Consider the following 18,041-nt stretch of genomic DNA (forward strand, 5'->3'; position numbering starts at 1 on the left):
ACCCTCGAGATCCGGTGCGCGTTCTCCGGTCATCCCCACCGGATCTCGAACCACCCACCAGGACGGCCCGATGAGCGAGTTGGTTCCCGGGGGCAATCTGCCCCTCCCGGGCGGCAGCGTGACCGTCCGGGTGCCCGGCCCCTTCGACGTGTCGGCGCTCATCACCGACGACAGCGGCAAGGTCCGGGGCGACGCCGACTTCGTGTTCTACAACCAGCCGTCCGCGCCGGGCGCCCGGCTCCAGGGCGACACTCTGACGGTCGACCCGCCGCGTCTGCGCCCCGGGGCGACCCGGGTCACGGTGGTCGTCAGCCCCGCCGACCCCGGGACTCCCCTGGGCCGGCTGCCCGCCCCTTCGCTGCAGGTCACCGACTCCGGCGGCCGGCCGATCGCCCGGTTCGCCCCTCCCCGGCCACGGCAGGAGACGTTGCTGCTGCTCGCGGAGCTCTACCGGCGTGGCGGCGGCTGGAAGGTGCGGGCCCTGGGGCAGGGGTACGCGGACGGCCTCGCGGGGCTGGCGCGCGATTTCGGGGTGGACGTGATCGAGGACGCGACGCCGGCCCCGGCCCGGCGGACATCTGCCCCGCCCGCGCCCACCGCGCCACCGATGCCCACCGCACGACCGTCGATGCACACCCTGTCCTCCGTCGGCGTACCGCACACCCCTTCCCCCGATCCCGACGGCTTCCTGGGCCTGGTCAACTCCGCCCGCGCGGGCGCGGGTTCGCCGCCCGTCAGCCTCGACACCCGGCTCGCCTCCGCCGCACGGGCCCACGCCGCCGCCATGGCCTCGGCGGGACGGCTCGGCATCGAGGGCCCCGACGGCGTCTCCGTGTACCAGCGCATCACCGCCGCCGGGTACACCTACGTGACCGTCGGCGAGCAGCTGGTGTCCGGTCCCCGCACCCCGAGCGAGTTCGTCTCGTACTGCCTGCGCACCGAAGGCTCCCGCAGCACCCTGCACGACCCGGCCTTCACCCAGGCCGCCCTGGCGTATGTCACGGGCGGCCCGTCGGGCGACACATACTGGACGGCGCTATGGGCGAGGCCGCTCACGCCGGGCGATCTGTCCCGCACCGCGGCCGAGGTCGTCGAACTGACCAACCGGGAGCGGACCCGGGCCGGCCTGCACCCCCTTGCCATCGATCCCACGCTCGCCACCGCGGCGCGGGCCTACAGCACCGACATGGCGGTCCGGGCCTTCTACTCCCACACTTCGCCCGAGGGCACGCAGCCCTGGGACCGGGCGGCCGCCGCGGGCTCCCGTATGCGCACGATCGGCGAGAACATCGCGTGCGGCCAGCGCTCCCCCGCCGAGGTCGTGGAGGGCTGGATGAACAGTCCGGGCCATCGCGCCAACATCCTCAAGCGGGACTTCACCCACATAGGCATCGGCTTCGCGGGCGGCGGCCCGGCGGGCACCTACTGGACCCAACTCTTCGGCGGCTGACGGCCCGAGACCGGCGACACGCCGCGATCTAGGCGGAAGGGGACCGTCCGGGACAGGATGCCCCTATGAAGGGTGACCTCTTTTCCAGCGAGCACATGGTCCAGCCCGCCACGGCGCCGGGCATGACGACAGAGAACGCCAAGTGCATCAAGTACGCGGTGAACGGCGAGATGCACGCCCGCCAGGGTGCGATGGTCGCCTACCGCGGCAACCTCCAGTTCGAGCGCAAGGGCCAGGGCGTGGGCGGGATGCTCAAGCGGGCGGTGACCGGTGAGGGGCTGCCGCTGATGGCGGTGCGCGGGCAAGGGGAGGCCTGGTTCGCGCACGAGGCGCAGAACTGCTTCATCGTGGACGTCGACCCCGGCGACGAGTTCACGGTCAACGGCCGCAATGTCCTGTGCTTCGACGCGACGTTGTCGTACCGGATAGCGACGGTGAAGGGGTCGGGCATCGCCGGTGGCGGCCTGTTCAACAGCGTCTTCACCGGCCAGGGCCGGCTCGGGCTGGTCTGTGACGGCAATCCTCTGGTCATCCCCGTCTCGCCCGAGTACCCGGTGTACGTCGACACGGACGCGATTGTCGGCTGGACCGCCGGACTGCAGTCCTCACTTCACCGCTCGCAGTCCCTCGGCTCGATGCTGCGCGGCGGATCCGGAGAGGCCGTGCAGCTGATGCTGCAAGGTCAGGGCTATGTCGTCGTACGCCCGAGCGAGGCGACGCCGCAGAAGCCGCAGCAGCACTGAAGCGCCGCCCCTGAGGTGATCTGCGCCTCACAGGCAACCCTGTCCGTCTTGCCGACGTCTTGATCGACAACAGATGAGGCCCCGGCCGATCTTTCCGGCCGGGGCCGGTTTTGAAAGCTCTATACACGCCATGTATACCCGTCACGTATACACTCTATGTATACACAGCGCGTAGACACGGCGTGTATATCGATCGAGAGGTATCGATGTACGGCAAGGCTTTCGCCCCGGAGTACCAGGGGGCCCTGACCACCCTGTCCGTGAACTCGTCGCTCACCGACGTACTGGCCGCCGGTACCGAGCAGTTGAGAGCGGCCGAGCGGACCGGGCAGCACGGCGAGGCGGCGCGTTCGGGACTCGCTGTCGCGGAGGCGCATCGCCGGCTGGGACAGGTCGGTGACGCGGAGCGGGCATGGAAGGCCAGCTATCGCGCCGCCCGCGAGGCCGGCGACACCGCGGCGATGGCCTGGGCCCTGTGGAGCGGCGGCACACTGGCCCGGCAGCGCGGCGCGTTCCCCCTGGCCAGGCGGCTCCTTCAGCTCGCGGCGGACTTCGGCGAGCGGGGCGGCGACGTCGTCGTACGCGGCTACTCGCTGGCCGGTCTGGCGGAGACCGGGCGCATCCAGGGGGACTACGAGGCCGTCCACCGGCTGCACGAGCAACTGCTGGCCGAGGCACGGCGGCGCGGCGAGGCTCGGCACACCGTGTGGGCGCTGGAGGGCATCGCCCAGATCCATCGCAACACGGGCTCGTACGACACGGCGTACGCCCTGTTCGAGGAGGCGGCCGAGATCGCGGCGCGGGCCGAGGACCGGCGCGGGCACGCCTGGGCGCTGCGCGGACTGGCGGACATCGTCTCGGTGCGCGACGGCGATGTGGAGCGGGCCCTGGCGCTGCTGTCCGAGGCGGAGACCACATGCCGTGCGATGAAGCTCTCCAGCGCGCTGGCCTACAACCACAAGATGCGCGGCAACGTCCTCTATCGCGCCGCGCGCTACGCCGAGGCCCGGGAGCTGTACGAGCAGGCGCTCGCGGAGTTCCGCGCGATGAGTGAGCCGCGCGGGGAGGCGCTGTCCCGGCTGGGGCTGGCCAAGTCGCGGGCCCGGCTGGGGCGCGACCGTACCGAGACGGCCGCCGAACTGAGCGAACTGGCCGGGGTGTTGGAGCGGATCGGCCTGCGGCACGCGCGGCAGATGGTGGCGCGGGCACAGGAGGAGTTCGGCATCGGCGAGGGTGCGATGGCGGGCGCGGGGGCGGTGGTCGGACGATGACGGCGGTCCCTTCGGCGCTCCGGACTCCGTCGGACACCCACCGGCGCGCCTCGTCGGCACCGGCTCCGTGTGACGGTCACGAGCACTCCTCGTCGGCTGTAGCTCCGTGCGACGGCCACCCGCACTCCTCGTCGGGGCACGCTCCGGCCGACGCACGCCAAGTCCTGGACCGCTGCCGTGCCTTGGTGCGGCCCGCGCTGCGGGAGGCGGTGGGGCGGACGCATCCCTGGGTCGGTGAGATGGCCGCGTACTCCTTCGGCTGGTGCGAGGTGGGCGGCACGCCGTCCGCCGGCTCCGGCGGGAAGGGCGTACGGCAGGCGCTGGCCGTGCTCGCCGCCGAGGCGGCCGGTGCGCCCGGCCGGAGCGCGGTGCCCGGGGCGGTCGCGGTGGAGCTGGTGCACGCCTTCTCGCTGCTGCACGACGACATCATGGACGGCGACGAGGCACGGCGTCGGCGCCCCACGGTGTGGAAGGCGTACGGCACGGGCCCCGCCGTTCTCGCGGGCGACGCGCTGTTCGCCCTGGCCGTCGAGACGCTCGCGGCGGCACCGGCGGGCCCCGATGCCGTACGGCTGCTGTCGGTGGCGCTGCAGGACCTCGTCCGCGGACAGGCGGACGACCTCCTGTTCGCCACGCGTCCCTGGACGGGGCCGGAGCGGGTGCGGCCCGAGGAGTACCGGGCGATGGCGGAGCACAAGACGGGCGCCCTGCTGGGCTGCGCGGCCGCGCTGGGCGCCCTGCTCGGCGGTGCGCCGCCCGCGACGGTCTCCGCCCTCGACCGCACGGGCCGGCATCTGGGCATCGCCTTCCAGATCATGGACGATCTGCTGGGCATCTGGGGTGACCCGGCCGTCACCGGCAAGCCGGTGTACGGCGATCTACGGGAGCGCAAGAAGACCTATCCCGTGCTCGCCGCCCTCGACTCCCCCGCGGCCGGACGGCTCTCCACGCTGCTGGAGTCGCCCGCCGACCCCGGCGAGGTGGCCGCGCTGATCGAGGAGGCGGGCGGCCGCACGGCCGCGCTGGCGGAGGCACGGCGTCATGTGGCCGCCGTCGAGGCGGCCCTGGCGGACGTACCGTTGCAGGAGGGGCCCACCGAGGAACTGCGGTCGCTGCTGGACTTCCTCGTGCGGCGCGATCTGTGAGAGCGCGCCGCACCCGTCCGGCGGTGTCTTTCGCCGCCTTGGCGAAACCGGGTTGACCGGCGACGTCTCCCACGTCAGGGTGCCGAACGGCGCGGATCCCCGCCCCGCGCCGGAGAGGTGACTGCCTTGATCGGGATCTCGGACGTCGAAGCCGCGGCCGGCCTCATCGCCGGACACGTCGTGCACACCCCGACCGTGCCCAGCCCCGGCCTCACGGCCCTGCTCGGTGTTCCGGTCACGGCGAAGCTCGAACTCCTCCAGCGCACCGGGTCGTTCAAGGCCCGCGGCGCGACGGCGAAGCTGCTGTCGCTGAGCGAGGCCCAGCGGGCCGCCGGGGTCGTGGCGGTCAGCGGGGGCAACCACGGCATCGCCCTGGCGATGACGGCCGCCGTCCTCGATGTGAAGGCGACGGTCGTGATGCCGCGTTCGGCGCCCGCCCGCTCCATCCGGATCGTCGAGGACGCCGGAGCGGCGGTGCGGCTGACCGACGGCATGGACAGCGCGTTCTCGCTCGTCACCCGGCTGCGGGACGAAGGACTGACACTCGTCCATCCCTTCGACGACGCCCTGGTGATCGCCGGACAGGGCACCGTCGGGCTGGAGCTGGCCGACGACGCCGGTGAGCTTACGGACGTGATCGTGAGCGTCGGGGGCGGTGGGCTCATCGCCGGTGTCGCGGTGGCCCTGCGGGCCCGCCGTCCGGACCTGCGGATCTGGGGCGTGGAGACCGAGGGCGCCGAGGCCATGTCCCGGGCGCTGGCGGCGGGAGGGCCGGTGCCGGTGGCCCTGTCGTCGATCGTGTCCACGTTGAGCGCGCCGGCCGTGTCGCAGTTGACGTACGACCATGTGTCCGAGCTGGTCGACGAGGTGCTCGTGGTGCCGGACCGGGAGGCGGTGCGGGGCGTGCTCGATCTCGCCGAGCATGCCAAGGTGTGGACCGAGCCGGCGGCCGGCTGTCTGCTGCCCGCGGCCCGTCAGGTCCTGGAGCGGGTCGGGGACGGCGCCCGTCTCGGGCTGGTGGTGTGCGGAGGCAACGCGGCGACTTCGGACGTGCTGCGCTGGGCAGCCGATTCCGGCCTCCGCTGAAGGATTCATACTCAATTTCCCTGCGCTTTTCCCGAACTTACTCCTGCGTCAGAATGCAAATGAAAAGTGGCGCCCTTTAGTTGGGGTTTTCGTTGAACGCTTCCCGTCATGCCTCTCGTACTTCCTGTGAGAAATGAGAGCCCGGGTTCAGCGAGGGATGGCCATGGTCAAGGCGCGCGTCTCCACAGCCGAGTTGGTCGCCGCGAGGTATCGGCTCGTCGATGTCGTCCATCGCGAGACGAACCGCGTCAGCTACTACGGCGAGGACATGGAAACCGAACGCCCGTGCCTCCTCACCCAGATCGGGCTCCCCGACGATTCGAGCCCGGACGACCGGCGCCGGGCCACCTCGCGCCTCCTGCGTACGTCCGAACGGATCGGGCTGCTGCGCCCGGGCCGGGTCGCCGCCGTGCTGGACGCCGTCGAGGAGTCCGGAAGCCTGTGGATCGTCACCGAGTGGATCGACGGCACGCCCCTGGGCGCACTCATCGCCCAGCAGGGCTCGTTCAACTACGTGCGGGCCGCGCGCATCGGTCTCGAACTGCTCGATGTGCTGGAGGCCGCGCACGTCGCCGGCATCACGCACGGCGAGCTGAGCCCGGGGCAGGTGTTCGTCGGCGGCGACGGGTCCGTCGTGGTCACCGGCTTCGGACTGGCCGGTGCGACCCTCGCGCCGCGCGTGGCCGCGCCGTCGTACGCCTCGCCGGAACAGGCCCGCGACGAGCGCATCGGGCCGGCGTCCGACATGTGGGCGCTCGGCGCGATCCTCTACACGATGGTCGAGGGGCGTCCGCCGTACCGCGAACGGGACCGTCCCGAGGCCACGTTGAAGGGAGTGGACCGGCTCCCGCTGCGCGCCCCGGTGCGCGCCGGACCGCTCACCCAGGCGGTGCAGGGGCTGCTGCGCAAGGACTCCCGGGAGCGGCTGAGCAGACCGGTGATCCGCGAGGCGTTCACGCGCGTCCTCAACGAGGACCCCGAGGCGGCGACCCAGGCGATGGCGCGCCCCCGGGTGCGCGGCCGCTGCGCCGTCGGACCCGTCTGGGGCAGACGCGCCTTGGTCTTCGGCACGGCCCTGGCCGTGGTCACCGTCGCGGCCGCCGTCCTCGTGGTGACCAACAGCCGCGGCGACGACGCGGATTCGTCGGCGACGGGCACGGCACCCAGCCCGTCCGCCTCCGCCGGCGCACCGACCGGCAAGGGCCCCTCGTCCACGCCCAGCGCGTCCCCCACCGCGGAAGCGACGGATCCGGGAAGCCCCACCGCGTCCGCCTCGAACCCGGGCCTGCCCGGCGGCTACCACACGTACAAGTCACCGGACGGATTCTCCGTCGCCCTGCCCGAGGGCTGGAAGCCACTGGCCACCAGCCGTGCCTCGGACGTGGCGTACCGCGTCTTCTTCGGTGCCGACGGCGACGACCGCAGGCTGACCGTCACCTACAGCGAGGCCCTGGGCCCGGACCCCGTCGCCGTCTGGCGCGACGACGTCCAGCCCGACCTGGAGGAGCGCACCGGCTTCCAGCGGATCGGCGACATCGAGGCGACCACGTACCAGGGATACGAGGCCGCCGACATGGAGTGGGTCTCCGACAAGGACGACGGCACCCGCTTCCGTACCTTCGGCCGCGGCTTCCTCATCGACGAACACCGCGGCTACTCACTGCGCTGGACCACCCCGGAGGAAGACTGGGACGACCCCGGGAACCAGGAGGCCCTGGACCTGTTCCTGCGGACCTTCCGGGTTCCCGGGGACTGAGTCAGGCCGACGCCCGGGGTGCGCCCATCGCCCGCAGCGGCAGTCCGTGCAGCGGGTCCGTGCGCCAGCGGGCCGTGAACGTACGGTCCTTGAGCGAGCAGGTCACGGCCAGATGGTGCGGGGTCTCCAGGAAGGCGACGTCCACGACGAGGGTGTCCGGGTCGGTCCAGCCGCCGCTCACCGCGGTGGGCACCGGATCCTCGGTGACCGTCCAGCCGGCGCCCCCGAGCCTCAGCGGAAGCCGGTGGCCGTCCTCGGTGAGTGTCAGCGTCCAGCCGTCCCCGTCCGGCGCGAGGTCGACGGCGGTCAGCTTGGGCAGCTGCTCGCAGCGACCGCCGTCCGGGGTGAACGCCTCGGCGGACCAGGACCGGGCCCGCTCGGCAGGTGCCGGCTCACCGGACGCGGGCGACAGCGCCAGGCCGGCGAGGCGCTCCGCAAGGGCCGCGTCCGCCTCCTCGCCGCCGGTCAGCGGTGCTTGCCGGAACGCGGGCAGCAGATGCTCCCAGACCAGGTTCAGCAGGCCCTGCATGTCCCAGGTGTCCGCGGTCGTCGCGATCACGGCGTCGTGCTCGGGCAGCACCACACAGAACTGGCCGAACGCGCCGTCGCCGCGATAGCCGTGCCGGGACATCCAGAACTTGAAGCCGTAGCCCCGTTGCCAGTCGTCCCCGGGCATGACCTCAGAGTTCGAGATCTGCGCGCGCGTCGCCTCCGTCACCCACCACTCGGGCAGCAGCCGCTCGCCCTCCCACACCCCGCCCTGCAGATAGAGCCGGCCGAGCCGGGCGACGGCGTCGGTGGTGGCGTGCAGTCCGCTGAAGCCGAGCTCCCTGCCGCTGCGGTCCTTCAGCCAGGCGACGTCGCCGATGCCGAGCGGATCCAGCAGGCGCGGCCGCAGATACTCGGTCAGTGACACACCGCTCGCGCGCTGGACGATGGCGGAGAGCGTGAAGGTGGCGGGCTGGTTGTACGCGAAGACGGTGCCCGGGTCGCGGGGCGGCGGTACCTGGAGGAAGCCGCGCACGAGGTCCTCGCTGTCGCGCTTGCGTGCCTCGAAGATGGTGTCGCTATCGTGGCCGCTCGCCATCGACGCCACATGCCGCACCAGCATCGCGCGGCTGCGTGGATCGGTGATGTCGGCCTCGAACTCGGGGAAGTACGAGATCACCGGATCGTCGAGCCGTATCAGCCCCTCCGCGGCGGCGAGTCCGGCGGCGGTCGCGGTGAAGCTCTTGCTGATCGAGTACAGCAGATGCGGGCGTTCGGGGGTGTACGGCGCCCACCAGCCGGAGGCGACCAGGCTGCCGTGGCGCAGGATCATCAGGCTGTGCGGCTCTATCGCGGGGGCGGCGTCGAGTGCGTCGAGGAAGGCGAGGACGCCGGAGGCGTCGACACCCTGGGCGGCGGGGGTGCTCGAAGGCAACGGGCGCGCAGACATACCGGCATCCTCTCCCGAGACCCGGGCGATGATCGAGGGGTTTCGCACCCGGACCCCGGCATCCCGTCCCGTCCGTCCCGTTTTCACCACCCGTAGCCAGGGGACTCGGCGCATATGGTGCAGATCGGATACACGATGATGACCGAGCAGGCCGGCCCCCGTGCGCTGGTGGACCATCTGGTCCGCGCCGAGGAGGTCGGCTTCGACTTCTCCGTGACCTCGGACCACTACTTTCCGTGGCTGGACTCCCAGGGTCACGCGCCGTACGCGTGGAGTGTGCTGGGTGCGGCCGCCCAGGCCACGTCGCGGATTCCGCTGATGACCTACGTGACGTGTCCGACGTTCCGCTACCACCCGGCCGTGGTGGCGCAGAAGGCGGCCACGATGCAGTTGCTGTCCGAGGGCCGCTTCCGGCTGGGTCTCGGCTCCGGCGAGAATCTCAACGAGCATGTCGTGGGCGGTGGTTGGCCGTCCGTGGATGTGCGGCACGAGAGGTTCGAGGAGGCGGTGCAGATCATCCGGGCGCTCTTCCAGGGCGGCCATGTGAACCACCGCGGCACGCACTTCGACGTGGAGTCGGCCCGCCTGTGGGACCTGCCGGACCACCCGCCGCCGATCGGCATCGCCGTCTCCGGTGACCAGTCGTGCGAACTCGCGGGCCGGCTCGGCGACCTGGTGATCGCCACGGAGCCCAAGGCGGGCCTGCTGGCCGCGTTCGACCGGCACGGCGGCGAGGGCAAGCCGCGCGTGGGACAGCTGCCGATCTGCTACGACCCCGACCGGGACACCGCGATCAAACGCGCCCACTCCCAGTTCCGCTGGTTCGGCAGCGGCTGGAAGGTCAACTCGGAGCTGCCGCACCCGGATTCCTTCGACGCGGCGACGCAGTTCGTCACGCCGGACGACGTCGCCGCGTCGATCCCTTGCGGCGACGACCCCGACGCCTTCGTCGAAGCCGTGCGCCCGTACGCCGAGGCGGGATTCACCGAGATCGCGCTGGTGCAGATCGGGGGCGAGGAGCAGCTGCCCTATCTCGACTGGGCGCAGACAACGCTGCTGCCCGCGCTGCGGAACGCCCTCGGCTGACCGCACGCCGACCGCACGGGGCGACGCGGGGACAGCGGCGAGCGTCGTCCGCGGGTGCCATAAGCTGCCGGTCGGCACTTCTGCCGTCCGAGCAGCCCTACAGGAGAGTCACCCGTGACACTGGCGTTCGTCCCGCCCGAGACGTCCCCGCAGGCCCCGCTGTCCGATCTCGTCGCGCGGGACGCGCGCGAGTTCGGGGTCTACGCGCGGACCGGGGGGTGGGCCTTCGGTCTGATGGTGGCGCGCAGTGTCCGGCCCGGCGGCCAGGGCGCGGACGAGACGCCCAAGGTGTCCGCGAAGGAGTTCGCGGAGCTCGCCGGGTGCTCGCCCGACCGCGTCATGCGCTACTACAAGGCCTGGGACCGGGCCGCCGACGACGGTCTCGTCCCGCACTTCGAGGCCCTCGCGCCGGGCCAGGAGGTGGAGCTGCCGGACGCCGACGTGTGGCTCGGCTACTACGTCTCCCGCAACAGCGCCACGTCCGAGCGCGGCACCGCCATCGCCGAGGCCGCCGAGGCCGAGGGCATCCGCCCGACCAAGGCCCTGGAGGTCGCCGAGAACCCCACCGCGCTGCGCGCCGCGATCCTCGCCGACCCCTCCACCGCCCGCGCGGCCCGCCAGGCACTGCTCGACCGGGTGCGCGAGGACCCGGACCTGCAGGCCGAGTTGGCGCGGGACGTCGTACGCACCGACGACCTGAAGAAGGCCGTCGTCACGGAGAGCCGGTCGGCCGACCGGATCGGCTACGTCCGCCAGATCGCCGAGTCCGGCCAGATCAAGACCCCGGCCGGGCAGACCGTGGACGCGCCCGTCGACCTGCGTCAGGAGGCCGAGCGGCATCTGTCGCTCATCGACGAGCTGGAGGACGACGAGGACACCGGCGAGTGGGCCTCCGACGCCTACGACACCATGAAGTCCCTCGTCGTGGAGGCGGTGGAGGCCGACCCCGAGCTGCGGGTGCAGGAGCGGCGGACGAAGTTCTACAACAGCCTGCAGCGGGCGACGAAGGTCTTCGAGGAGCTGACCTTCGACGATGTGCAGGAGTTCGTCGAGGACGACATGGTCCAGCAGCTGGAGGACCTCCAGCAGGCCATCGCCACATGCATCGCCGCACTTCAGGGGGCGCGGGGCGGGTCGGCGTCGCAGGAGTAGCCGGCCTCGGGGCGGAGTGCCGCCGCTCACTCCGTGTGGCGGCGGCGTGCCCACAGCGGCAGCGCGAACCAGCACACCAGGTACCAGACGACCACGCCGGCGACCAGCCAGGGCACATAGTCGTCGTGCGTGGCGACGCGCAGGATCAGCAGGAGCGAGCCCGCCATCGTGGCGAGCAGCAGAAGCAGGCCGACGAACGTCAACCGAGAGGCCCACTCGACCGCCTGCGGCTTGATCCGCCGGCCGGACACCAGCCGGTGCAGGGACACGGGGCCGATCAGGGCGCCGGTGGCGGAGGCACCGAGGACGACCGTCACGATGTAGATGGTCTGGTTGGCTTCCGAGAGGGTGTCGTACTTCGTGGTGAACACGACGGTGAGCAGGAAACCGAACAGGATCTGGACGCCCATCTGGGCCACGCGGACCTCTTGGAGGAGCTCGCCCCACATGCGGTCGGCCCGCTCCTCCGCGCTCTCGTCGCGCCCGGTGCGTCTGTCGTGTTCGGTCATGCGATACGGGTAACCGCGCCGCCGAGTGCTCAAACGGCGGGGTTCCGGGGGCGGCGGGACGTCCGCCCCCGGCGCCGTGCCGCGTCTACCAGCGGCTCTCCACCTGGTCCTTGATCCGCCGGACATAGAGGTCCCGGATCGCGGTGAGCGTGTCCTCGGACAGCTCCGGCAGCGTCGCGACGGCCGCGTTGGCGCGGGCCTGCTCGGGCGTACGTGCTCCCGGGATCACGCTGGTCACACCCGGCTGCTGGATGATCCAGCGCAGTGCCAGCTGAGCCGGGGTGAAGCCCTCCGGGGCGAGGGCGGCGAACTCGACGGCCGCCTCCACTCCGGAGTCGTAGTCGACGCCGGAGAAGGTCTCGCCCTGGTCGAAGGACTCGCCGTGCCGGTTGTAGGTGCGGTGGTCGTTCTCGGGGAAGACGGTGTCCTTGGTGTACTTGCCCGACAGCAGGCCGGAGGCCAGCGGCACACGGGCGATGATGCCGACGCCCGCCTCCTGGGCGGCGGGCAGCACCTCGAGGAGGGGCTTCATGCGGAAGGCGTTGAGAATGATCTGCACGCTGGCCACGCCCGGCCGGGCGATGGCGGTGAGCGCCTCGGCGCAGGTCTCCACGCTGACGCCGTACGCCGCGATGCGCTCCTGCTGGACCATCGTGTCCAGGGCGTCGAACACCTCGTCGGACGAGTAGACGGGCGTCGGCGGGCAGTGCAGCTGGACCAGGTCCAGGCGGTCCACCCCGAGGTTGCGCCGTGAACGGTCGTTCCAGGCGCGGAAGTTGTCGAGGACGTAGTTCTCGGGGATCTGATCGACGCGGCGGCCCATCTTGGTCGCCACGAAGATGTCCAGCTCGGGCCTGCCGCGCAGGAAGCCGGCGATGGTCTGCTCGCTGCGCCCGTCGCCGTACACGTCGGCCGTGTCGAAGAAGGTCACCCCCGACTCGACGGCCGCCTCCAGTACGGAAAGGGCTTCCTTGTCGTCCACGTCGCCCCAGTCGGCGCCCAGCTGCCACGTACCGAGACCGACGACGGATGCCCGCTGACCCGACCTACCGATTACACGCTCGTCCATGGCCTCAGTGTGTCATTGACCATCCGCCTGCGCGGAGCGGGGCCCGCCGCCTCGCCACCTGTGAATCCTTCACCCACAAGAGTGAATCAGCTGGATGGGCAAGCGGTTGCTGTCGGGCCGATCCTAGCTTGGGCCTGTGATCGACGACTTCAGCCGCAGGGGCTTCCTGCGCACCGCCGCCGCCCTCGCCGCCGTACCGACCCTCCTCCCGGCCGATCCGGCCGTCGCGGCACAGGAGTTGCCGGACTTCCCGCCGGATGTGGCGCTGTACCGCTCGGCGTATCGCAACTGGGTCGGCGAGATCACCGCGGACGGACTGTGGGCCTGCGCCCCGACCGGCCCGGACCAGGTGGTCGCGGCCGTCAACTGGGCCTGGCGGCACGGCTGGAGGGTGCGCGCCCGGGGTTCCTCGCACGGCTGGTCGCCCCTGACGATCACCCAGGGCACACCGTCGCAGGCGCCGGTCCTCCTGGTCGACACCGCCTCCCATCTCACCGGCCTGTCCCTGGCGTCGCCGACCTCGGTGCGCGCGGGCACCGGCGTCACGCTGGAGGTTCTCCTCACCCACCTGGAGGAACACGGCCTCGGCCTCACCGCCACCCCCGCGCCCGGCAACCTCACCCTGGGCGGCGCATTGGCCATCGACGCGCACGGCACCGCCGTACCGGCGCGGGGCGAGCGGCGGCTGCTCGGTCATACGTACGGCTCGCTGAGCAATCTCGTGCTGTCGCTCACGGCCGTCGTCTGGGACGAGGCCGGCGGCGCATACACACTGCGGACCTACGACCGTGACGAGGCCGACTGCGCCGCACTGCTCACCCACCTCGGCCGCTCGCTGGTCACCGAGGTCGTGCTGCGCCTGGGCGCGAACACCGCCCTGCGGTGCGTCAGCCGTACGGACATTCCGGCCGGCGAACTCTTCGCCGCGCCCGGCACCGGCGGACGCACCTTCGAGAGCTTCCTCGACCGGGCCGGACGCGTCGAGGCGATCTGGTTCGCCTTCACCGAACACCCGTGGCTGAAGGTCTGGAGCGTCTCCCCCACCCGGCCGCTGACCTCGCGGCACGTGACGAGGCCGTACAACTACCCCTTCTCCGACAGCATCCCGCCCTTGGTGGCGGACCTCGTCGGGCGCATCGTCTCGGACGGGGCGTGGTATCTGGCGCCCGTGCTCGGCACCGCGCAGTACGACGCGGCGGCGCTCGGACTGGTGGCTACGCTGTCGGCGGACATCTGGGGGCCCTCCAAGAACACGTTGCTGTACCTGCGGCCGACGACGCTCAGGATCGCGACGAACGGGTGTGCGGTGCTGACGGGCCGGGCGCAAGTGCAGCGCGTCGTGGCCGAGTTCACCGCGTTCTACCGGGAGCGGCTCGCGGCGTACGCCACCCGGGGACGGTTCCCGGTGAACGGGTCGGTGGAGATCCGGGTGACGGGCGTCGACGATCCGGCCGACGTCGGCCTGGAAGGTGCGCGGGCTCCGCTGCTGTCCGCGCTGCGGCGGCGCGACGACCGTCCCGAGTGGGACACGGTCGTGTGGCTGAACGTCCTGACGCTGCCCGGGACGCCGTTCGCGGAGGCCTTCCTGCGCGAGATGGAGCGGTTCGCTCTGCGCACCTTCGACGGCGGGTACGCCATGACGCGGGTCGAGTGGTCGAAGGGCTGGGCCTACACGGACGAGGCCGCGTGGCGCGACGACGAGGTGCTGGACTCGGTCGTGCCCGGCAGCTTCGGGGAGGGTGTCTGGCAGGAGGCGGGCGGGGTACTGGAGCGGCTCGACCCCCATCGTGTGTTCGGCAACGCCTTTCTCGACCGGTTGTTCGGGTGAGCTCGGCCTATCGGCGGGATGCCCTGGCCTGCACGGTGCGCGCGAGTCTCGGTCCGAGCCAACGCTTGAGGCTGCGCAGCGCCTCCGATTGGGTGGCCGCCTTGTCGAGCCGGTAGTAGAGCTGGGGCGGGACGTGGGGCAGCAGGGGCGAGTGGCGCTGGCCGAGCAGGGCGAACATCTGCTGCGGGGGCAGATGGATGTAGCGGGGCAGGTTCTCGTACCACCGTGCGCTGTGGCGGGCCGCGCTCTGGACGGACAACAGGGCCTGCTTGCGCTCCTGTTCGTAGCGGCGGAAGGCACCCGGCAGGGCGGGCTCTTCGTGCAGGGCGCCGGCCAGGGCGATGGCGTCCTCCATGGCGAGCGTCGTACCGGCACCGATGGAGTAGTGGGTGGTGTGGGCGGCGTCGCCGATCAGGACCAGGTTGTCGCGGTGCCAGGTGCGGTTGGTGAGGGTGCGGAAGTTCAGCCACCGTGAGCCGCCGTCGCCGGAGGAGCGGCCGATGAGGGGATGGCCGTCGAGGACGTCGGCGAACAGCTTCTCCAGCAGGGCCAGTCCGTCTGCGTCGTTCGCGGTGTCGAGGCCGAGGCCGGTCCAGGTCTCGGGGGCGCATTCGACGACGCAGGTGCTCGACTCGGGGCCGTAGCCGTAGCCGTAGCACCAGATCCAGCCGTGGTCGGTCTCGACGAAGGCGAAGGTGAAGGCGTCGAAGACCTTGCTGGTGCCGAGCCAGAGATAGTGGTTGCGGCCGGTGCCGATCTCCGTGCCGAAGTGGCCCGCATGCCGGGTGCGCAGGGCGCTGTGGACGCCGTCGGCCGCCACGACCAGGTCGGCGGCGGGCAGGTCCTCGGGTGTGATGCCGTGCTCGAACTCCAGACGTACGCCCAGTGAGCGGGCGCGTTCGGCGAGGATCTCCAGCAGCCGGTGGCGGCCGATGCCGTGTCCCTCGTCGCCGGGTTGGCGGGTCGTCAGCTCCCGTACGTGCGCGACGCCCTCGTGCCAGCGGACCGAGCTCGTCTCGATGGCCCTTGCCGACTCGGGGTCGTGCTCGTGCAGTGTGTCGAGCAGGCCGCGCCAGTACGTGACGCCCCAGCCATAGGTGGACCCCTCGGGGTTGCGTTCGTGGACGGTGATGTCGTGGGACGGGTCCCGCAGTTTGAGCAGGATCGACAGATACAGACCGGCAGGCCCGCCGCCGGCACAGACGACCTTCACACGCATCTCCACCAATAACCCATTACGGACATTTCGGTTCCGCAGAGTAGCAGGGCGGGGCCGCCGTCCCGCGACGTTTCGGATCACGCCAGTTTCAGCGGGTGAGGTGCACCACTGCCGCCACCTCCGTCAGCCAAGGACCACCGGGAACCCGGCCCCCAGGAGAAGGAATTTCCCGTTCCGGGGGTTTGCGGGGGTCGCCACAGCAAGATCATCTTTGTTCAACCTTGCACGACATGTGGGCACTTGTCCGGATCGGAGCCAACCACTGTCGGCCGATTTCTCCCGCTCTCATCCGGCCCGATAGGCATACGGAGCCAGCAACCGAACGAACGACCGAACGAACCCAGGAGGTCCGCATGCCGGAACTCAGCCGTCGCCGTGCGCTCACCGCCGCGGCCGCCCTCGCCACCGCCGCCGGTGTCCAGACGGCCCTCGCCCCCGCGGTGCCCGCATCGGGGCACGACCACCACGCGCCGACGTCCTTCGACGAGGTCTACAAGGGCCGCCGGATACAGGGCCGACCGGCCTCGGGCGGCGGTCACGAGCATCACGGCGGCGGTTATGCCGTGTCCGTCGACGGGGTCGAGCTGCATGTGATGCGCAACGCCGACGGCAGCTGGATCAGCGTCGTCAGCCACTACGACCCGGTGCCCACCCCGCGCGCCGCCGCCCGCGCCGCCGTGGACGAACTCCAGGGCGCCGCACTCCTGCCCTTCCCCGCCAACTGATCAGCCGCACCCGCACTTTGGAGCACTTCCGAACATGACCGTCCGCAAGAACCAGGCCGCCCTGACCGCCGACGAGAAGCGCCGATTCGTCGCCGCCCTCCTGGAGTTGAAGCGCAATGGCCGCTACGACACCTTCGTCACGACGCACAACGGCTTCATCGTCGGCGACACCGACAACGGCGAGCGCACCGGCCACCGTTCACCGTCGTTCCTGCCCTGGCACCGCAGATTCCTGCTCGACTTCGAGCGGGCGTTGCAGGAGGTGGACGCCTCGGTCGGGCTGCCGTACTGGGACTGGAGCACCGACCGCTCCATAGGCTCCTCGCTGTGGGCGCCCGACTTCCTCGGCGGCACCGGGCGCAGTCGCGACGGACAGGTGATGGACGGGCCGTTCGCGGCGTCGACCGGCAACTGGCCGATCAATGTGCGCGTCGACGGCCGCACGTTTCTGCGCCGCTCGCTCGGCACCGCCGTACGGGAACTGCCCACCCGGGCCGAGGTGGAGTCCGTGCTGGCCATGCCGACGTACGACATGGCGCCCTGGAACAGCGGGTCGGACGGTTTCCGCAACCACCTCGAAGGCTGGCGCGGCGTCAATCTGCACAACCGGGTCCATGTCTGGGTCGGCGGGCAGATGGCGACCGGTGTGTCGCCCAACGACCCGGTGTTCTGGCTGCACCACGCCTACATCGACAAGCTGTGGGCGGACTGGCAGCGGCGGCACCCCGGCTCCCGCTATGTGCCGGCGGCCGGGACGCCGAACGTGATCGACCTCAATGACACGATGAAGCCGTGGAACGACGTGCGTCCGGCCGATCTGCTGGATCACACCCCGCACTACACCTTCGACGCGGCCTGAGCCGCCGACCCGTCGGTCAGGCCTCGGTGGTACGGCACTCCGGGTGGCCCCAGCCCTGAGCGTTCTTGGCGATGGGCTCGCCCGCCGCGTAGCCGCGACCGCAGAGGCAGCGGCCGGGGAACTTGGCCTTGATGGTGCGCGATGAGCTGCCGTTCTTCCGGGGCGCCGCGGACTTGCGGCGCGGCGCCTTGGCCTGCGGGGTGTCCGGGGAGGGCGGCGGCTGAGGTGAACCGAGCTCGCTGCCGGCGGACTCCTGCACCGTGGCCGCCTGGCTGGCGGCGCGGTCCGCGAAGTCGTTCAGCGGGTCACCGTCGACCTGGTGGGCCGGGACGTAGCGGAACTCGACGGTGCGGCCGTCGAGCAGTTCGTCGATGCGTACGACCAGGTCCTGGTTGGCGACCGGCTTGCCGGCCGACGTCTTCCAGCCGTTGCGCTTCCATCCCGGCAGCCAGGTGGTGACGGCCTTCATGGCGTACTGCGAGTCCATGCGGATCTCCAGCGGCACACCGGGGTCGACCGCGGCCAGCAGGCGCTCCAGCGCGGTGAGTTCCGCGACGTTGTTGGTGGCCCTGCCGAGCGGGCCCGCCTCCCAGCGGGCCGGCGTCTCCGTCTCGTCGGCGACTACCCAGGCCCAGCCCGCCGGCCCGGGGTTTCCCTTCGAAGCCCCGTCGCACGCGGCCACCACACGTTCACCCATGTGCCGAT

16 protein-coding genes are annotated in these 18,041 nt (G+C 71.4%); 11 read left to right on the forward strand and 5 right to left on the reverse strand.

Going from position 1 to position 18,041, the window contains the following annotated elements; genetic code table 11:
- Positions 1-70: 70 nt before the first annotated feature.
- The 6 genes from ACFQ6S_RS09025 to ACFQ6S_RS09050 all read left to right on the forward strand — a co-directional run bounded on the left by ACFQ6S_RS09025 (position 71) and on the right by ACFQ6S_RS09050 (position 7,451).
- A complete protein-coding gene (locus ACFQ6S_RS09025; protein WP_383405321.1) occupies positions 71-1,450 on the forward strand; it encodes a CAP domain-containing protein in 1,380 nt (459 codons plus the stop codon).
- Between the two features lie 65 nt (positions 1,451-1,515).
- Positions 1,516-2,193, forward strand: a complete 678-nt coding sequence (locus tag ACFQ6S_RS09030; protein WP_383405323.1) for an AIM24 family protein — start codon at positions 1,516-1,518, stop codon at positions 2,191-2,193.
- Between the two features lie 206 nt (positions 2,194-2,399).
- Positions 2,400-3,464 carry a tetratricopeptide repeat protein gene (locus tag ACFQ6S_RS09035; RefSeq protein ID WP_383405325.1) on the forward strand — a complete coding sequence of 355 codons (1,065 nt, stop codon included), beginning with the start codon at positions 2,400-2,402 and terminating at the stop codon, positions 3,462-3,464.
- The gene (locus ACFQ6S_RS09040) at positions 3,461-4,609 is read left to right on the forward strand and encodes a polyprenyl synthetase family protein (protein WP_383405327.1); all 1,149 of its coding nucleotides are present in this window, start codon (positions 3,461-3,463) and stop codon (positions 4,607-4,609) included. Before ACFQ6S_RS09035 ends, ACFQ6S_RS09040 begins: the two co-directional genes overlap by 4 nt.
- Positions 4,610-4,735: 126 nt before the next feature.
- Entirely contained in the window at positions 4,736-5,695 is a 960-nt protein-coding gene (locus ACFQ6S_RS09045) for a threonine/serine dehydratase (protein WP_383405329.1), read from the forward strand.
- A 157-nt stretch (positions 5,696-5,852) separates the two neighbouring features.
- Positions 5,853-7,451: a serine/threonine protein kinase gene (locus ACFQ6S_RS09050; RefSeq protein WP_383406509.1), complete on the forward strand. Its 1,599-nt coding sequence runs from the start codon at positions 5,853-5,855 to the stop codon at positions 7,449-7,451.
- 1 nt (position 7,452) lies between these two features.
- On the opposite strand, the gene ACFQ6S_RS09055 is transcribed toward ACFQ6S_RS09050, so the two are convergent.
- On the reverse strand, positions 7,453-8,889 hold the full coding sequence (locus ACFQ6S_RS09055) for a serine hydrolase domain-containing protein (RefSeq protein ID WP_383405331.1): 1,437 nt from the start codon (positions 8,887-8,889) through the stop codon (positions 7,453-7,455).
- A 114-nt stretch (positions 8,890-9,003) separates the two neighbouring features.
- Here ACFQ6S_RS09055 and ACFQ6S_RS09060 point away from each other — a divergent pair, with 114 nt between their 5' ends.
- Both ACFQ6S_RS09060 and ACFQ6S_RS09065 read left to right on the forward strand, forming a co-directional pair.
- Positions 9,004-9,975, forward strand: coding sequence for an LLM class F420-dependent oxidoreductase (locus tag ACFQ6S_RS09060; protein WP_383405333.1), 972 nt, complete (start codon positions 9,004-9,006; stop codon positions 9,973-9,975).
- 114 nt (positions 9,976-10,089) lie between these two features.
- Complete coding sequence (locus ACFQ6S_RS09065) at positions 10,090-11,127, forward strand: hypothetical protein (protein WP_383405335.1); 1,038 nt, start codon at positions 10,090-10,092, stop codon at positions 11,125-11,127.
- 26 nt (positions 11,128-11,153) lie between these two features.
- On the opposite strand, the gene ACFQ6S_RS09070 is transcribed toward ACFQ6S_RS09065, so the two are convergent.
- Together ACFQ6S_RS09070 and ACFQ6S_RS09075 are read right to left on the reverse strand one after the other, a co-directional pair.
- Complete coding sequence (locus ACFQ6S_RS09070) at positions 11,154-11,636, reverse strand: DUF6328 family protein (protein ID WP_383405337.1); 483 nt, start codon at positions 11,634-11,636, stop codon at positions 11,154-11,156.
- An 85-nt stretch (positions 11,637-11,721) separates the two neighbouring features.
- Positions 11,722-12,705 (reverse strand): aldo/keto reductase, encoded by a 984-nt coding sequence (locus tag ACFQ6S_RS09075; RefSeq protein ID WP_383405339.1) that lies wholly within the window; start codon positions 12,703-12,705, stop codon positions 11,722-11,724.
- A gap of 136 nt (positions 12,706-12,841) precedes the next feature.
- Here ACFQ6S_RS09075 and ACFQ6S_RS09080 point away from each other — a divergent pair, with 136 nt between their 5' ends.
- Positions 12,842-14,533 carry a cholesterol oxidase substrate-binding domain-containing protein gene (locus ACFQ6S_RS09080; RefSeq protein ID WP_383405341.1) on the forward strand — a complete coding sequence of 564 codons (1,692 nt, stop codon included), beginning with the start codon at positions 12,842-12,844 and terminating at the stop codon, positions 14,531-14,533.
- A 7-nt stretch (positions 14,534-14,540) separates the two neighbouring features.
- Here the strand turns inward: ACFQ6S_RS09080 and ACFQ6S_RS09085 are convergent, their stop codons facing one another.
- Positions 14,541-15,752, reverse strand: a complete 1,212-nt coding sequence (locus ACFQ6S_RS09085; RefSeq protein WP_383406512.1) for an FAD-dependent monooxygenase — start codon at positions 15,750-15,752, stop codon at positions 14,541-14,543.
- A gap of 353 nt (positions 15,753-16,105) precedes the next feature.
- Between ACFQ6S_RS09085 and ACFQ6S_RS09090 the strand changes: the two genes are divergently transcribed.
- Both ACFQ6S_RS09090 and ACFQ6S_RS09095 read left to right on the forward strand, forming a co-directional pair.
- Complete coding sequence (locus tag ACFQ6S_RS09090; protein ID WP_383405343.1) at positions 16,106-16,477, forward strand: tyrosinase cofactor; 372 nt, start codon at positions 16,106-16,108, stop codon at positions 16,475-16,477.
- Between the two features lie 34 nt (positions 16,478-16,511).
- Positions 16,512-17,336, forward strand: a complete 825-nt coding sequence (locus tag ACFQ6S_RS09095; RefSeq protein WP_383405344.1) for a tyrosinase family protein — start codon at positions 16,512-16,514, stop codon at positions 17,334-17,336.
- A gap of 16 nt (positions 17,337-17,352) precedes the next feature.
- Here the strand turns inward: ACFQ6S_RS09095 and ACFQ6S_RS09100 are convergent, their stop codons facing one another.
- The gene (locus ACFQ6S_RS09100) at positions 17,353-18,033 is read right to left on the reverse strand and encodes a ribonuclease H (protein ID WP_383405346.1); all 681 of its coding nucleotides are present in this window, start codon (positions 18,031-18,033) and stop codon (positions 17,353-17,355) included.
- Positions 18,034-18,041: the final 8 nt, after the last annotated feature.

This window comes from Streptomyces sp. NPDC056479, assembly GCF_042795335.1.
GTDB lineage: Bacteria > Actinomycetota > Actinomycetes > Streptomycetales > Streptomycetaceae > Streptomyces.

What these genes read in the sequence shown, in the direction of transcription:
- ACFQ6S_RS09025 (WP_383405321.1), top strand. Translation starts at nt 71, where the DNA reads ATGAGCGAGTTGGTTCCCGGGGGCAATCTGCCCCTCCCGGGCGGCAGC.
- ACFQ6S_RS09030 (WP_383405323.1), top strand. Translation starts at nt 1,516, where the DNA reads ATGAAGGGTGACCTCTTTTCCAGCGAGCACATGGTCCAGCCCGCCACG.
- ACFQ6S_RS09035 (WP_383405325.1), top strand. Translation starts at nt 2,400, where the DNA reads ATGTACGGCAAGGCTTTCGCCCCGGAGTACCAGGGGGCCCTGACCACC.
- ACFQ6S_RS09040 (WP_383405327.1), top strand. Translation starts at nt 3,461, where the DNA reads ATGACGGCGGTCCCTTCGGCGCTCCGGACTCCGTCGGACACCCACCGG.
- ACFQ6S_RS09050 (WP_383406509.1), top strand. Translation starts at nt 5,853, where the DNA reads ATGGCCATGGTCAAGGCGCGCGTCTCCACAGCCGAGTTGGTCGCCGCG.
- ACFQ6S_RS09055 (WP_383405331.1), bottom strand. Translation starts at nt 8,889, where the DNA reads ATGTCTGCGCGCCCGTTGCCTTCGAGCACCCCCGCCGCCCAGGGTGTC.
- ACFQ6S_RS09060 (WP_383405333.1), top strand. Translation starts at nt 9,004, where the DNA reads ATGGTGCAGATCGGATACACGATGATGACCGAGCAGGCCGGCCCCCGT.
- ACFQ6S_RS09070 (WP_383405337.1), bottom strand. Translation starts at nt 11,636, where the DNA reads ATGACCGAACACGACAGACGCACCGGGCGCGACGAGAGCGCGGAGGAG.
- ACFQ6S_RS09075 (WP_383405339.1), bottom strand. Translation starts at nt 12,705, where the DNA reads ATGGACGAGCGTGTAATCGGTAGGTCGGGTCAGCGGGCATCCGTCGTC.
- ACFQ6S_RS09085 (WP_383406512.1), bottom strand. Translation starts at nt 15,752, where the DNA reads ATGCGTGTGAAGGTCGTCTGTGCCGGCGGCGGGCCTGCCGGTCTGTAT.
- ACFQ6S_RS09090 (WP_383405343.1), top strand. Translation starts at nt 16,106, where the DNA reads ATGCCGGAACTCAGCCGTCGCCGTGCGCTCACCGCCGCGGCCGCCCTC.
- ACFQ6S_RS09095 (WP_383405344.1), top strand. Translation starts at nt 16,512, where the DNA reads ATGACCGTCCGCAAGAACCAGGCCGCCCTGACCGCCGACGAGAAGCGC.
- ACFQ6S_RS09100 (WP_383405346.1), bottom strand. Translation starts at nt 18,033, where the DNA reads ATGGGTGAACGTGTGGTGGCCGCGTGCGACGGGGCTTCGAAGGGAAAC.